At 72.0% G+C, this 15173-nt stretch carries 10 protein-coding genes and 1 pseudogene; 3 read left to right on the top strand and 8 right to left on the bottom strand.

Annotated elements, in window-relative coordinates:
• Positions 1 to 72: 72 nt before the first annotated feature.
• From mgt to AOQ37_RS29775, 4 genes and pseudogenes are all read right to left on the bottom strand, one after another.
• Positions 73 to 1321, bottom strand: a pseudogene (mgt, locus tag AOQ37_RS29790) (macrolide-inactivating glycosyltransferase).
• Between the two features lie 14 nt (positions 1322 to 1335).
• On the bottom strand, positions 1336 to 2610 hold the full coding sequence (locus tag AOQ37_RS29785) for an ABC transporter substrate-binding protein (protein ID WP_062648772.1): 1275 nt from the start codon (positions 2608 to 2610) through the stop codon (positions 1336 to 1338).
• Entirely contained in the window at positions 2610 to 3443 is an 834-nt protein-coding gene (locus AOQ37_RS29780; RefSeq protein ID WP_062648770.1) for a carbohydrate ABC transporter permease, read from the bottom strand. The genes AOQ37_RS29785 and AOQ37_RS29780 overlap by 1 nt, the downstream gene beginning before the upstream one ends.
• Entirely contained in the window at positions 3440 to 4375 is a 936-nt protein-coding gene (locus AOQ37_RS29775) for a carbohydrate ABC transporter permease (RefSeq protein ID WP_062648768.1), read from the bottom strand. Before AOQ37_RS29775 ends, AOQ37_RS29780 begins: the two co-directional genes overlap by 4 nt.
• Positions 4376 to 4551: 176 nt before the next feature.
• Between AOQ37_RS29775 and AOQ37_RS29770 the strand changes: the two genes are divergently transcribed.
• The gene (locus AOQ37_RS29770) at positions 4552 to 5415 is read left to right on the top strand and encodes a phosphotransferase enzyme family protein (RefSeq protein ID WP_062648766.1); all 864 of its coding nucleotides are present in this window, start codon (positions 4552 to 4554) and stop codon (positions 5413 to 5415) included.
• A gap of 165 nt (positions 5416 to 5580) precedes the next feature.
• On the opposite strand, the gene AOQ37_RS29765 is transcribed toward AOQ37_RS29770, so the two are convergent.
• The 4 genes from AOQ37_RS29765 to AOQ37_RS29750 form a co-directional block, all read right to left on the bottom strand.
• Positions 5581 to 6303: a 3'-5' exonuclease gene (locus AOQ37_RS29765; RefSeq protein ID WP_062648764.1), complete on the bottom strand. Its 723-nt coding sequence runs from the start codon at positions 6301 to 6303 to the stop codon at positions 5581 to 5583.
• A gap of 109 nt (positions 6304 to 6412) precedes the next feature.
• Entirely contained in the window at positions 6413 to 7681 is a 1269-nt protein-coding gene (locus AOQ37_RS29760; protein ID WP_078890413.1) for a DUF5919 domain-containing protein, read from the bottom strand.
• A 71-nt stretch (positions 7682 to 7752) separates the two neighbouring features.
• Entirely contained in the window at positions 7753 to 9108 is a 1356-nt protein-coding gene (locus AOQ37_RS29755; protein WP_078890412.1) for a copper amine oxidase, read from the bottom strand.
• 75 nt (positions 9109 to 9183) lie between these two features.
• Positions 9184 to 10011, bottom strand: a complete 828-nt coding sequence (locus AOQ37_RS29750; RefSeq protein WP_062648762.1) for a hypothetical protein — start codon at positions 10009 to 10011, stop codon at positions 9184 to 9186.
• 198 nt (positions 10012 to 10209) lie between these two features.
• On the opposite strand from AOQ37_RS29750, the gene glgX reads away from it, so the two are divergent.
• Complete coding sequence (gene glgX, locus AOQ37_RS29745; RefSeq protein WP_062648760.1) at positions 10210 to 12318, top strand: glycogen debranching protein GlgX; 2109 nt, start codon at positions 10210 to 10212, stop codon at positions 12316 to 12318.
• A gap of 82 nt (positions 12319 to 12400) precedes the next feature.
• Positions 12401 to 14752 (top strand): malto-oligosyltrehalose synthase, encoded by a 2352-nt coding sequence (gene treY / locus AOQ37_RS29740; protein WP_062648758.1) that lies wholly within the window; start codon positions 12401 to 12403, stop codon positions 14750 to 14752.
• Positions 14753 to 15173: the final 421 nt, after the last annotated feature.

Genomic DNA, 15173 nt, shown 5'->3' with positions numbered 1-15173 from the left:
CCGCTGAAGTCATGCGTACCGAGGGCCCGTTGACCTACCGAGGGAGTCAACGGGCCCTCACTCGTGGCTGTTTCAGGACCGCGTCCTCAGCAGTTCGGCCTCGATGAGTTCCACCGCCCGGCGGGTGCCGCCCTCCTCGGCCATCTCCGCCCGGAGCGCCTCGAGCCGCCGGGCGACCTCCGGGTCGTCGACGAGCGCGAGGGCCGCCTCCCGCAGGGTCGCGGCCGTCGCCTCGGGCGGGTCGAGCCGACGGGCCACGCCGAGCCCCACGAGCATGTCGGCGTTGCCGAACTGGTCGACGGCCTGCGGTACGGCGATCATCGGTGTGGCCGTGGCCAGCCCTTCCTGGCTGCCGCCCGCGCCGGCGTGCGTGACGAACAGATCGGCCTGCTTCAGGACCGTCAGCTGCGGCACCCAGGAACATACCTCGACGTTTCCGGGTACGGTGCCCAGCGCGGCGGGGTCGACGTGCCGGCCGATCTGGAGCACGAGGTGCCAGCCGGGCAGCTCACCGAAGGCGCGCACGCACTCCCGGTAGAAGTCCGGCCGGTCGGTGAAGGCCGAGCCCAGCGAGACGAGGACGACCTTCTCCGCCTTGGCGGGGCGCGTCCACTCCCCCTCGGCGGCACGATCGCCCTGGCAGGCGCCGACGAACGTGTAGACGCTCTCGTCGACCCGGTCGGCGTGCGGCTGGAGCGCCTTGGGGATCAGCACGAGGGAGCGGGCCGGGCGGCCGACGAACGAATCGGGGTGCTCGGTGATCCCGTTCTCCTCCAGCCAGGCGTGGAAGCGCGCGTAGTAGGCCTTTCCGCGCTCCGTTTCCCGCGGCTGCGCCCACATCGGTTCGGCGACCTCCTCCTCATAGCCCTCCCAGGCCACCAGATTGGGCGAGAGGGAGATCGCCGGTACGCCCCAGCGGTGGGCGAGGACGCGGGCCGGGTAGGCGGTGATGTCGTGCAGCACCAGGTCCGGCTCGTCCCCGTCGTACGCCTCGATCAGCCGGGGCAGGGCCTGGATCGCGTCGGCGAGGAAGGGCTCGACGTTGTCGAGGAGGGTGCTGCCCCACGCGGAGGGGTCGTCGTCGGGTGCGGGAAGTGTCGATTGCCATGGCTTGACCTCGGCGCCGGTACCGGCGACCTTCTCGGCGAAGACGGGCGGAATCGCGTACGTGACCCGGTGCCCGCGCGCGACGAGTTCGCGGATCACCTCGAGGCTCGGGTTCACGTGGCCGTGGGCGGCGATGGAGAACATGGCGACATGGGCTGGGCGACTGGTCATACCGTCGACCGTAAGCGAGACGAGACGTCTCGTGCAACTTCAATACGCGGGGACCGTTCACCGCTGGTAGCGCGCCAGCACCAGGTTGCCGTCCTTCTCGAGCCGCTCGCGCAGTTCACCGAGTCCGATCGCCCCGCTGTAGTACTCCTGGAACGCGGGGGTGGCGACCTTGTCCTTCCACTCGGCATAGCCCCGCACGGACTGGGCGGGCGCCGGGCGCAGGTGCTCGGCGAGCGCGGTGCCGGTCGCCCAGTCGTCCTTCGTGGTGTGCAGGGCGGGATCGGCGAGGGCCTGTGTGCCGGTCGGCAGCATCCAGTCGCCCAGCGCGAGCCGCACCATGTTCGCCGGCCGGAGCAGGAAGTCGATGAACGAGACCGCCTCCCTCTTGTGCGGGCTGTCCTCGGCCACGGACAGCGTCTGCGGGCTGACCCCCTGGGCGAGCCCGTCGGCGCCCGCCGGAGCCGGCAGCACCTGCCAGTCGAACCCCTCGGGCGCCTGCTGCACGATCTGCTGGCGGTAGGAGAAGCCGAGCGGGACCATCGCGTACCGGCCGCCGAAGAATCCCGGCAGGGTGTCCGAGCCGCCGCTGCCCAGAGTCGTGGGTGAGGCGCTGCGGTCGGTGCCGACCTGGTCGTGGACGGTGCGCGGCACGACCTCGTCGCCGGCCTCGAAGCGGACGGTGACCTTTCCGTCGGCCCCCCGGTGGAACAGCTGTCCGCCGGCCGACAGCGAGAGGTTGAGGGTGGCGGAGACGGGCTCCTTCAGCGGCCAGGCCACCCCGTACCTGCCGTCGCCGCTGAGCCGCTCGGTGATCTGCCGGAACTCCGCCCAGCTCCAGGGGTGTTCGGGGGTCGGGATCCGTACGCCGGAACGCCTCAGCCAGGTCGCGTTCGCCACGAGGACACGGGGTTCCTGGAGGAACGGCACGCCGTAGACGCCGTCGCCGAAGGTCGTCGTCTCCCAGCTGCGCCGCGGGATGTCCGAGGTGAGGCGGGCGGGCAGCAGACCGGTCAGGTCGGCGAGGTAGCCGCCGTAGGCGAAGTCGGCGAGGTCGTCGGAGGCGTCGTGGATGATGTCGGGGGCCTCGCCACCCTCGAAGGAGGTGAGCAGCTGGTCGTGGACGCCCGACCAACTCCCCTGGACGTACTCGACCTTGACGTCGGTGTGGGTGGCGTTCCACTCCTTCACCAGGTCCTTGTTGGCCTGGACGGACTCCTCCTGCCAGGCGAGGGACTGGAAGCGGAGGGTGACGGGTCCTTCGTCGTCCCCGCTGTCCGCGGTGCAGCCCGCGAGGAGCAGCAGAACGGCCACGACCAGCGCTCCGGCGCGCATCAGCTCTTCACCGCCCCGGCGAGCATGCCGCCCGTGATCCGGCGCTGGACGATCGCGAAGACGGCCAGTGAGGGCAGGGTGGCGAGGAAGGCGGCCGCGGCCAGGGGACCCAGGTCGGCGACGCCCTCGGTGCCGATGAAGTGGGTCAGGACGACCGGCAGGGTCTGTTTCTCCGGGGTCTTCAGCAGGACCAGCGCGAAGAAGAACTCGTTCCACGCCGTGATGAACGCGAACAGCCCCGTCGCCACGATCCCGGGGGCGAGCAGCGGAGCCGTCACCGAGACCAGCGTCCGCAGCCGCCCGGCGCCGTCGATCGCGGCCGCCTCCTCCAGTTCGACGGGGACGGCCCGGACGTATCCGACGAGCATCCACAGCGCGAAGGGCAGCGCCCACACCACGTACACCATCACGAGCCCCGGGACGGAGTCGATCAGCCGCAGGTTCTTCAGCACCAGGAACAGCGGGATGATCACGAGCACGAACGGGAAGGCCTGGCTGACCACCACCCAGCCGGAGGCGGCCCGCGCGAGCCGGGTGCGCTGCCGTGCCATGACGTACGCCATCGGTGTGGCGAGGACTACGGCGATCAGGGCGGCGGCGACCGCGGCGAGCAGTGAGTTGAACGCGGCGTGCAGCAGGGGCTGTTCGTCGAAGGCCTGGCGGAAGTTGGCGAGCGTGGGATGTTCCGGGACCCAGGTGGGGTGCAGGCTGCCCAGTTCGCGGGCGGGCTTGAACGCGACCGAGAGCAGCCAGAGGAAGGGGAAGGCGAGGAAGAGGAGGTAGCCGAGCAGGGCCGCGTACTGGCCCGCCCGGGCCGCCGGACGGGTCCTCACGCGTCGTCACCTCCCCTGATCCGGCCCACCAGGAACAGGGCCAGCATCACGGAGATCACCGCGACCATCACACAGCCCATCGCCGCCGCGTAGCCGAACTGGCCGTAGCGGAAGGCCTCTTCGTAGGCGAAGAGCATGGGGAGCCGGGTGCGGCCGCCGGGTCCGCCGTTGGTCAGCACGTAGACCAGGGCGAAGGAGTTGAAGTTCCAGATGAGGTTGAGGGCCGTGATGGCGAGGGCGATGGGCCGCAGGGCGGGCCAGGTGACCGTGCGGAAACGGCGCCAGGCGCCCGCGCCGTCCACCGCGGCCGCCTCGTGCAGTTCCCTCGGGGTGTTCTGGAGGCCGGCGAGCAGGGCGACCGTCGTCTGCGGCATGCCCGCCCACACGCCGACGACGATCACCGCGGGCAGGGCGGTCGCCGTCGCGCCGAGCCAGTCCCGCCCGTCGCCCAGGCCCAGGTCGCGCACGGTCTCGTTGAGGATGCCGGCGTCCGGGTTGTAGACGAGCCGCCACATGACACCGACCACGACCTCGGGCATCGCCCAGGGGATGATCGCGAGGGCGCGGGCCAGCCAGCGCAGCCGCAGGTCCTGGTCGAGGAGCAGGGCGAGGCCGAGGGCGAGCAGGAACTGCGGGACGGTCACGCCGACCGCCCAGACCAGGCCGATCCGGAACGACTCCCAGAACAGCGTGTCGTGCAGCAGGTCGGAGAAGTTGAGGACCCCGATCCACCGGGTGGGCGTGGTGCGACCCGACTGGGCGTCGGTGAACGCCAGCAGGATCCCGTACAGCAGCGGGCCGACGCTCAGCACCAGGATGGGGATCAGGGCGGGGAGGACCAGGAACAACGCGCCGTGGCGCGCGGTGCCGCGCGGCGGGCCGGTGCCGGACGCGCGACGCGCGGTCCGTCTCTTCTCGGTCGCCAACGACACCGGATCGGCCCCCTTCCCGCGGCTGTGACGGGCCCCGCCATGGTCGTGAAGGTGCGGTACCCCGTCAAGGGACCGTGCGCACGGTCCGATCTGCGCGAATGCGACACTGACCGTCGAATGGCCGGATCACGACCCGTCCGGCGCGGTCGGGCGGCCGAACCCCACGGAGGCGGACGATGGACGAGGCACGGGCGCGGGACGTACTCGCCGCGGCGGAGGTACTGCCCGGCCCGGCGGCGGAGGCACGGCTCCTCGCCCTGGGCGAGAACGCGGTGTTCGCCGCCGGTGACCTGGTGGTCAAGGTGGGCCGGGACGCCGAACTGCTCGGCCGGGCCCGGCGCGAGCTGGGCGTCGCGGCCTGGCTGGCGGGGGCGGGCGTCCCCGCGGTGCGGGCCGCCGAGCCGGAGCCGCTGCTCGTCGAGGGCCACCCGGTCACCCTGTGGCACCGGCTGCCCGAGCCCTTGCGGCCCGCGGAGCCACGGGATCTGGCCGAACTGCTGCGTCTGGTGCACGCCCTGCCCGCCCCCGGCTTCGGCCTGCCCGCCCGCGATCTGCTGTCGGGCGTCGAACGCTGGCTGCGGCTCGCGGGCGACGCGATCGACCCGGCGGACGCGGCGTATCTGCGCGAGCGCCGGGACGGCTTCGCCGCGGCCGCCGCCGCCCTCACCCCGCACCTGCCGCCCGGCCCGATCCACGGCGACGCGCTCCCCCGCAATGTGCACATCGGGCCCGACGGGCCGGTCCTGGTCGACCTGGAGACCGTCTCCGCCGATCTGCGCGAGCACGACCTGGTGGTCATGGCGCTCTCCCGCGACCGGTACGGGCTGCCCGCCGAGGCCTACGACGCCTTCACCGACACCTACGGCTGGGACGTGCGGGAGTGGCCGGGGTGCACGGTCCTGCGGGGCGCCCGCGAGACCGCGAGCTGCGCCTGGGTCGCCCAGCACGCGCCCACCGACCCCAAGGCGCTGGCGGAGTTCCGGCGCCGGGTGGCCTCGCTGCGGAACGGCGACGAGGCGGTGCGATGGTATCCGTTCTGATCAGGGTGCTGCGGGCGTGGCGGGCGACCGCCCGGAGCGTGACGGAAGCCGACGGCTCCCCGTCCGAAAGGCCCGCGTCCGACAGGCCCGCGTCCGACAGCTACCGGTCCGACAGGCCCCCGTCCGGCGGTCGGTGAGGTCGGCCGGCTCGGGGTGTGGGGAGCGTCAGACGGTCTTCTCCGCCGGCTCCCGCACCGGCCAGGCGCCGTCGATCACCGCGTCCGCCTCCCCCTTGCGGCGCAGGAAGCTCTGGAAGTCCGCCGCCCACTCGGCGTACCACTCGATCTGGCGGCGGTGCAGCTCCGCCGGGCCGAGGGCCGCGACCTTGGGGTGGCGGCCGGCTATCGCCCGGGCGAGGCGGGCCGCCGCGAGGGCGTCGGCCGAGGCGTCGTGCGCGGAGTCGAGGCGGACGCCGTACTCGGCGCAGACCGCCTCGAGGTTGCGCTTGCCGCGCCGGTAGCGGTCGACCGAGCGGTCGATGGTGTACGGGTCGACGACCGGCGCCGGGTCCAGACCGCCCAGGCGGTCGCGCAGCGAGGGCAGACCGTGGCGCAGCAGTTCGGCGGAGAGCAGGGTCAGGTCGAAGGCCGCGTTGTAGGCGACGACCGGGACGCCGGTGCGCCAGTAGCCCGCGAGGGTGTCGGCGATCGCGTCCGCGACCCGGTCCGCGGGGGCGCCCTCGCCGGTCGCCCGCTCGTTGCTGATCCCGTGCACCGCGACGGCGTCCGCCGGGATCTCCACTCCCGGGTCGGCCAGCCATTCGCGGTGTCCCAGGACCTGGCCGTCCCTGACCTCGATCACGGCTCCCGTGACGATGCGCGCCTCGCGCGGGTCCGTCCCGGTCGTCTCCAGGTCGAAGCCGACAAGCAGCTCCCGGTACCAGGCCATGGTGGCCCCCCTTCTCGGTGGTGCTTTCCCCCAGTGGTCTCCACCCTCGCACGCACCACTGACAATCAGAGGATCGCGTTCCGCTTGCCTTCCGGTCGAAACGGACGATTCAGGACACCGGCCGTGAGTCCGCCCAGGCCAGCTCGAACTCCTCGCGGTACGCCGCGAAGAGCCCGCCGTCGTCCGCCTCGCCCGATCTGACCACCCGGTTGCCGTTGCGCAGCACCAGCACCGGCGCCTCCATGCCACGCATGCGGCGCAGATAGGACTGGATCACCGCGATGCCGTCGGTGCCGTCGCCGTCGACCAGGTAGGCGGTGAAGCGGGGCGTCTCGTCGTAGACCTGGATCTGGAAGGCGCCCGGGTCCCGCAGCCGGGCGCGGACCCGGCGCATGTGCAGGATGTTCATCTCGACCGCGCGGCTCAGTTCGCCCCGTTTCATCCCGAGTTCGCGCTCGCGGCGCTTGACCGCGCTGGAGGCAGGGTTGAGGAACAGCAGCCGGACCCTGGCCCCGGCCTCGGCGAGACGGACCAGGCGGCGGCCGGAGAAGTTCTGCACGAGAAGGTTCAGGCCGATGCCGATGGCGTCGAGGCGGCGGGCGCCGTCGAAGATGTCCTCGGCGGGGAACCGGCGCAGCAGCCGCACCCGGTCGGAGTGGACGGCGACCACGTCCGCGTACCGGTCGCCCACGAGGTCCTCGACGGCGTCGACGCGCAGCCTGCGCGCCGAGGGCACGTCGCCGCTGGTGCCGAGCATCTCCAGCAGGCGTGCGGAGGCCCGCTCGGCCTGGCCGAGGACGGCTTCGGACAGCGCCCGGTTGCGGGAGACGACGTTGCGGGTCACCTCCAGCTCGTCCAGGGCGAGTTCGACGTCCCTGCGGTCGTCGAAGTACGGCTCGAAGCACGGCCAGTGCTGCACCATCAGCTCACGCAGCTGGGGCAGCGTGAGGAAGGAGATGACGTTGTCGTCGGCCGGGTCCAGCAAGTAGCCCTTGCGGCGGCTGACTTCGCGTACGGCGACCGCGCGCTGCACCCACTCCTGGCCGGCGGGCCCGGCCGCGGCGACCACCCACTCGTCGCCGTGGACGGGTTCGTAGATGGGCCGCAGCACGGCGGCCACCACGGCGCGCAGCCGCTGTTCTACGAGGTTCAGCCAGATGTACGCCCGGCCGGCCCGCTGGGCGCGGGTGCGTACCTCGCGCCATGACTCGGCGTCCCAGTCCAGCTCCGGCCCGATGGCGTTCGTCTCCATCGGCCGGGCCAGCGACACCGTGCCCGGCGGGGCGTCTGCGGAGCCCCCCTCGCGACCCTCGTCACCAGGGGGCAGCTCCAGCCCTCCCGAGCCCACCCGCGCACCGCCTTCCGCTCCCCCGAGCATCCCCGTCCCAACGATCAAGGAAGGGTACTCCGGGTACGGCGGGCGGTGCAGCCGGATGGACAGGTCGTTTCTCAACTACCGCTGTTCGTCTGTCCGTTCTGTCCCGCGAGAGCGGACGGAGTGAGCGGATTCATAGCGGTGACGTCCCTGGGGGCGAGCGAGAAACCCTGCCAGTGGACCGGCATGGGCTGCTGGTCCTCGTCCCGGGCGATGTGGTGGAAGCCCACGTTCACCCAGGTCACGGGGTGAGTGAGGGTCTGTCCGTTGACCCACTTGTCGACGGAGGTGCCGTGCAGCGGGCTGCCGCAGTCGCGGACGTTGTTGCTGGCGTACTGCTCGCACTGGTTGTACTGCGTGAAGTAGACGTCGTGCTGGGTGAACCTGCGCCCGGAGTACTTGGTGGTGGCACCGGGGACGAGTTCGTAGGAGCGGGCGTGGCCGTCCTTGTTCTTGCCGGTCGCGCTGACCATCCGCCACCAGCGCATGTTCTGGGCGTCGCCCGCGAGTTCCTTGGTGACGGGCGTGCTGGTGGTCTTGGCCGTCGGTCCCTGCTGGCCGCCCGCGGGCGGGCTGACCACCGAGTCGAACTGCTCCACCTTGGTGGCCGAGGAGCCGTCGAGGCCGAAGTCCAGCCGCCAGAAGACGTTGTGGCTGTGGCTGGTGGCATAGGACTTGGCGCCCTTGCCTATCGGCCAGCCGCGGCCGTCGCCGGCGTCGTAGTCGAAGGGCGAGAGGCTGCCGGTGGCGCCGACGTTCATGTTGATCGCACCGTCGTCGGAGAAGCGCCACTCGGTGATGTACTCGTACCAGCCGACCTTGTTGACGGTGTAGATCAGCAGGTCCTTGCCCTGGGCCTGGAAGACCTTGTTGCCGTCGGACTGCATGCGGTAGGCGTGACCGCGCGAACGGGTCGTGGTGCACAGGCCCTTGACGTTCGGGTTGTCGGAGAAGGACTCCGGGACCTTCACCGTCCTGATGGTCCCGCCGGGGCACTCGGCGGGAGCCATGTTGACCAGGCCCGAGCCGAAGTTGTAGTCGGTGATGTCGTTGTACTCGTTCTTGCCGTCGTCGTACGGCACGTGGATCTGGGCGATCTTGGCGCTGTTGAGGACCCTGATCGGCTTGGTCTCGCCGGGCGGCTGGTAGGAGATCTTCTCCAGGACCAGGCCGGACTTGGCCTCGAAGCGCCAGCACATGCGCCAGGTCGTGCCGGTGGCGAGCTTCTGTTCGATGCGGTAGGCGGCGGAGCAGTCGGCGGCCGCCGCGGGGGCCGCCCTGGGGGCCGTCACGGGCTGGGCGGCGGCCGGACCGGCTCCCGCGGCCGTGCCGGCGGCCAGCGCGGCCGCACAGAGGCCTGCGGCGGCACCCTTGTGGACCCGGCCGGTGGCCTGCGGCCGGAGGCCGCGGATCAGATTCGGAACACGCATGAGGACATGACTCCCTGTGCCTCCCGCTCCGGAAGGCGGGTCGGAAACGGACGTGGAGGTGGGCCTGCCGCGGAGTCAGCCGGTGAGCCGGGCGACCTTGCGGGTGCTGAGGTCGATCACCAGGGACCGGGCGTCGATCCACGGGCCGTTCCTGACCTTCGGCAGCAGCCGCACGCAGCGGTGTTCCCCGCACTTGTCGAGGACGGCCGGTTCGGCGCCCGGCACCGCCCGGTAGATCATGGCGGCGATCTGGAGCTGGTCCGGGGAGCCGAGCTCCTTGCCGGTGGCGTCCTTGAAGTCGGCCTTCAGGCCCGCGCCCAGCGGATCGGCGATCAGCAGGCTCGCCGCCTCGTTCTGCTCGGCGGCGCTGAGCGGCGGCTGCACGCCGTGCTGGGTGCCGGTGTTCTCGACCTTGCCGGTGTCGAGGTTGACGGTCTTGGTGACGAGGGTGTCGTCCTTGTAGTCGTAGAACGACACCACCGCGCGCCGGGGCGCCGCGGGGTCGTCCACCTCGCCGGCCGCGGGCTCGGCCAGGTCCACGCCGAGGCGCTGGGGACCGCGGTCGCCGTCCACGTCCTCACTGGCGGCGAACTGCTGCCGGTCGAGCGCGATCCTCTCGACGCGCGCGATCTCGTCGTCGGTGAGCGGGTCGCGGCCCTTGCCCTTGGCGCCCTCGGCGGGCGCCCCCTCGACGACACCGGGCTGAACCGCCCCCGTGTCCCCCTGCTGCCCCTGCTGCCGTCCGGCCGCCTGTCCGGTGCTCTGTCCGCCCTTGCCGCCTCCTGAGTCGTCCGCCCCCGCCGTGCCCGGCAGGGTGATCCCCACCATCACGGCTGTCGCGGCCACCGCGATGGCCGTACCCGCCACCACCTTGCCCAGGTGGCGGCGCACTGTCGTGCGCACAAATTCCCCCTACTCCCCCTGTTGCGCGGGAGTACGTGTCTGCCCCACTGGTTCGGCACAGGACGTGGGTCACCTGTCGTCCTGTGCACTGGTCGTCGGGTAAGAGGGGCGTAAGTCACAGGTGGTTCCGTCACTTTCCTGGAGACTCGACGTCCAAGGCGCCCCCGGCGGGGCGAGACACCTGAAAGAGTCGTGTCCATGCAGGTCTGGCCTGGAGAGGCGTATCCCCTCGGTGCCACGTACGACGGCGCCGGCACGAACTTCGCGGTCTTCACGGAGGCCGCGGACCGAGTAGAGCTGTGTCTGCTGCACGACGACGGCTCGGAGACGGCGGTGGAACTGCGCGAGAGCGACGCGTTCGTCCGGCACGCGTACCTGCCGGGCGTCATGCCCGGACAGCGGTACGGATTCCGGATGCACGGTCCCTACGATCCCGCGCGCGGGCAGCGCTGCAACTCGGCGAAGCTGCTGCTCGACCCCTACGCGAAGGCGATCAGCGGCGCGGTCCGCTGGGGCGAGGAGGTGTACGGCTACCACTTCGACGCCCCCGAGCGGCGCAACGACCTCGACTCGGCGCCGCACACCATGACGTCGGTCGTGGTCAATCCCTACTTCGACTGGGGCGACGACCGCAGGCCGCGTACCGAGTACCACCACACGGTGATCTACGAGGCCCATGTGAAGGGTCTGACGATGCGCCATCCGGGGCTGCCGGAGGAGCTGCGCGGCACCTACGCGGCGCTGGCGCACCCGGCGATCATCGAGCATCTGACGGAGCTCGGGGTGACCGCCCTCGAGCTGATGCCGGTGCACCAGTTCGTCAACGACCACCGGCTGGTCGACATGGGCCTGAACAACTACTGGGGCTACAACACGATCGGTTTCTTCGCCCCGCACAACGCGTACGCCTCCTGGGGCGACCGCGGTCAGCAGGTCCTGGAGTTCAAGTCGGCGGTGCGGGCGCTGCACGAGGCGGGGATAGAGGTCATCCTCGACGTCGTCTACAACCACACCGCCGAGGGCAACCACCTGGGCCCGACGCTGTCCTTCCGGGGCATCGACAACCAGTCGTACTACCGGCTGACGGACGATCCCCGGTACTACATGGACACCACGGGCACCGGCAACTCCCTGCTCATGCGGTCCCCGCACGTCCTCCAGATGATCATGGACTCGCTGCGGTACTGGGTGCTGGAGATGCACGTCGACGGGTTCCGTTTCGACCTCGCGGCGACGCTGGCCCGTCAGTTCCACGAGGTGGACCGGCTGTCGTCGTTCTTCGACCTGGTCCAGCAGGACCCGGTGGTCTCCCAGGTGAAGCTGATCGCGGAGCCGTGGGACGTGGGCGAGGGCGGCTACCAGGTGGGGAACTTCCCCCCGCTGTGGACCGAGTGGAACGGCAAGTACCGCGACACCGTGCGGGACGTGTGGCGGGGCGAGCCGCGCGCGGTCGGCGAGTTCGCCTCCCGGCTGACCGGCTCCTCCGACCTCTACCAGGACGACGGCAGGCGCCCGCTGGCCTCCATCAACTTCGTGACCTGCCACGACGGCTTCACCCTGCACGACCTGGTGTCCTACAACAACAAGCACAACCAGGCCAACGGGGAGGACAACCGGGACGGCGAGAGCCACAACCGGTCCTGGAACTGCGGCGCGGAGGGCGCGACCGACGAGCCCGACGTCCTGGAGCTGCGGGCCCGGCAGATGCGCAACTTCCTCGCCACGCTGATGTTCTCCCAGGGCGTGCCCATGATCAGCCACGGGGACGAGTTCGGGCGCACCCAGAAGGGCAACAACAACGCCTACTGCCAGGACAGCGAGCTGGCCTGGGTCCAGTGGCCCGAGGAGGGCAGCGAGCTGCTGGACTTCACGCGCGCGCTGGTGCGGCTGCGCAAGGAGCATCCCGTCTTCCGGCGGCGCCGCTTCTTCCACGGCCGGCCGGTGGAGGGCACGCACGACGAGCTGTCGGACATCGCCTGGTTCACTCCCGAGGGCAAGGAGATGGCGCCCAGGGACTGGGACCGGGCGCAGGCGTCCGCGCTGTCGGTGTTCCTCAACGGCAACGCGATCTCCGAGCCGGGGGCGCGCGGCGAACGGATCATCGACGACTCCTTCCTGCTGATGTTCAACGCCTCCGCCAAGCCGATGGAGTTCGTGGTGCCGGTCGACCACGGGCGCCAGTGGCAGGTGGTCGTGGACACCGCGAACCCGGAGGCCCCGGCCCCCGGCGCGGGCCCGAAGGTGCAGGCCGGGGCCCGGCTGACCCTGGTCGACCGGAGCATGACGGTGCTCCAGCGGCCGACCTGAGCGAGCCGTGCGGAGGTGCGGGAACGACCCGCCCGGCGGGGTGTGTGACACGAAACGCCGCGGGACGGGTACGTAGGTTGTCATGACCCCTGAGCGACGTGACGCCTCCGTTCCCGTGCCGCCCACGGCGACCTACCGGCTTCAGCTCCAGCCCGAGTTCCCGTTCCCGGCGGCGACGGCGGCCGTGCCGTACCTGGCCTCGCTCGGCGTCTCGCATCTGCACCTGTCCCCCGTCCTGGAGGCCGTACCGGGCTCCCCGCACGGCTACGACGTCGTGGACCCCACCCGGGTGCGGGCGGAACTCGGCGGGGAGGAGGGGCTGCGGGCGCTGGCGCACACCGCGCGCGAGCACGGGCTCGGCCTGGTGGTGGACATCGTGCCGAACCACATGGCGATGGCGCCGCGTCACAACCCCGCCCTGTGGGAGGTGCTGCGCGAGGGGCCGACGTCGCCGTACGCGCGCTGGTTCGACATCGACTGGGAGGCGCAGGGCGGCCAGGTGCTGCTCCCGGTGCTCGGCGGCCCCCTAGGGTCGGAGCTGGCCCGGCTGCGGGTGGACGGCGACGTACTGCGCTACCACGACCACGTGCTCCCGCTGCGCGAGGGCACCGAGGGGCTGCCGCTGCCGCAGCTCCTGGACGCCCAGTGGTACCGGCCGGTGTGGTGGCGGCTGGCCCGCACCGAGCTGAACTACCGGCGCTTCTTCAGCATCTCCGAGCTCATCGGGGTGCGGGTGGAGGACCCGGAGGTGTTCGAGGCCACCCACGGCACGATCCTGCGGCTGCTGCACGAGGGCGTCGTCGACGGGCTGCGCGTGGACCACCCGGACGGCCTCGCCGACCCCGACGCCTACCTGGCGCGGCTGCACACGGCGAGCGGCGGCCGCTGGACGGTCGTCGAGAAGATCCTGGCCGACGGGGAGCGGCTGCCGGACTCCTGGCCCGTGGCCGGCACCACCGGCTACGACGCCCTGCGTCACGTCGACGGCCTCTTCACGGACGCCGAGGGCGCCGGAGAGCTGCTGGCCCACTACCGGCGCTTCGCGGCCCCGCAGACGGACCGGGGCGGCGACTGGGCGGCCACGGTTCGCCGGGCGGCGTACAAGGTGCTCACGCACGAGCTGGCGGCCGAGACGGAGCGGCTGACGCGGGCGGCGTCCCGGGTGTGCGCCGCGTCGGCCGACCCCGGCCTGCGCGACCGGGCGCCCTGGGCGCTGCGGACGGCGTTGGAGGAGCTGCTCGTGCGCCTGGAGGTGTACCGGCCGTACGCCTCGGGCGACCCGGCCGCCGTCGTCACCGAGGAGGCGGCCGCCGAGGCGCGGCAGGCGTTCGTCGTGCCGGAGGAGGCGGGCGCCGTCGACGTGGTGCGGAAACTGGTGCTCGGCGCGGAGGGGCCGGCCGGGGTGGACTTCCGGGCGCGGTTCGCGCAGACGGCGTCCGCGCTGCGTGCCAAGTCGGTGGAGGACACGGCGTTCTACCGTTACGTGCCGCTGGCCGCGGCGAACGAGGTGGGCGGCGACCCGGGCGACCCGGGGGTGTCCCCGGCCCGCTTCCACGCCTACTGCGCGCGCGTGCAGCGCGACTGGCCGGCCACCGGGACGGTCGTGTCGACGCACGACACCAAGCGCAGCGCCGACGTGCGCGCCGCGCTCGCCGTGCTCACCGAGTGCCCGCGGCGCTGGGCGGACGTCCTCGCCGAGGTGACCCGGGCGCAGGAGGGCGTGCCGGACGGGCAGCTGGCGTGGGCGGCGTGGCAGACGGTCTTCGGACTGGGCCCGGCGGCCCCGGAGCGCGTGCAGGAGGCCCTGCTCAAGCACGTTCGCGAGGCGGGGCTGTACACGAGCTGGACGGAGCAGGAGCCGGCGTACGAGAAGGCGGTGGCCGCGTTCGTGGCGGCGGGGCCGTGCGGGGTGCCGGGCGAGCGGGTGGCCGCGCTGCGCGAGGCACTGGAGCCGTACATCCGTGCGAACGTGCTCGGTACGGCGCTGGTGCATCTGACCATGCCCGGGGTGCCGGACGTGTACCAGGGCACGGAGAGCGAGTACCGGGCGCTGGTGGACCCGGACAACCGGCGCCCGGCGCTCTTCCCGCCGAAGGACCCCGGTGCCAAGGGCGCGGTGACCGCTGCCGCGCTGCGGCTGCGCCGACGGCGGCCGGAGGTCTTCGGGGACACGGCGGCGTACGAGCCGCTGCCCGCCGAGGGACCGGCCGCGGCCCACTGCCTGGCGTTCGCCCGCTCCGGCCGGGTGCTGACGGCCGTGACGCGGCTGTCGCTGCGGCTGGCGGAGGCGGGCGGCTGGCGCGAGACCCGGCTGGCGCTGCCTCCCGGCACCTGGGCCGACGTGCTGACCCCCGGGCGGGAGTTCACGGGCCACGCGCGCGTGGCGGACCTGTTCGAGCCGCTGCCGGTGGCGCTGCTGGAGCGGACGGAGTGAGAGCGCGGGGTGATCTCCGGCGTTGACAGGTGACGGTCAGATGCATGTAATGGAGGCGGTGTCGCGTGACGTCGGCCAAAGAGCGGTGGGCCGGCCGGCGGTCGGGCGAACACCCTTCTTCGAGGGACACGCCATGAGTTCACACTCCGCGCCCCGCGACTGACGCAGACCCGTCGCCGACGTGTGTCGGCTGCGCGCCTCCTCGGTCCGCCTCCGTTCCGCATCGCTTCGACGCCGTCCTCGGCGCCGACCCCCGGTGCTGCCTTCAGCGTGCCTTCGGTGCCGCTCACAGCCTGTCCGCAGTCTGTCCTCGGCGCCGCCGGCGCTGCTGTCCGCAGCGCGCCGTCACCCTTCACGGCACCTCCCGTGTGCCCTGTGCTGCGTGCCGTACGGCCGCACACCACGACTTCCGGAGAGACCC

It is taken from the genome of Streptomyces maremycinicus (assembly GCF_001184025.1).
GTDB lineage: Bacteria > Actinomycetota > Actinomycetes > Streptomycetales > Streptomycetaceae > Streptomyces > Streptomyces maremycinicus.
This window is presented reverse-complemented; position numbering and strand designations above follow the sequence as displayed.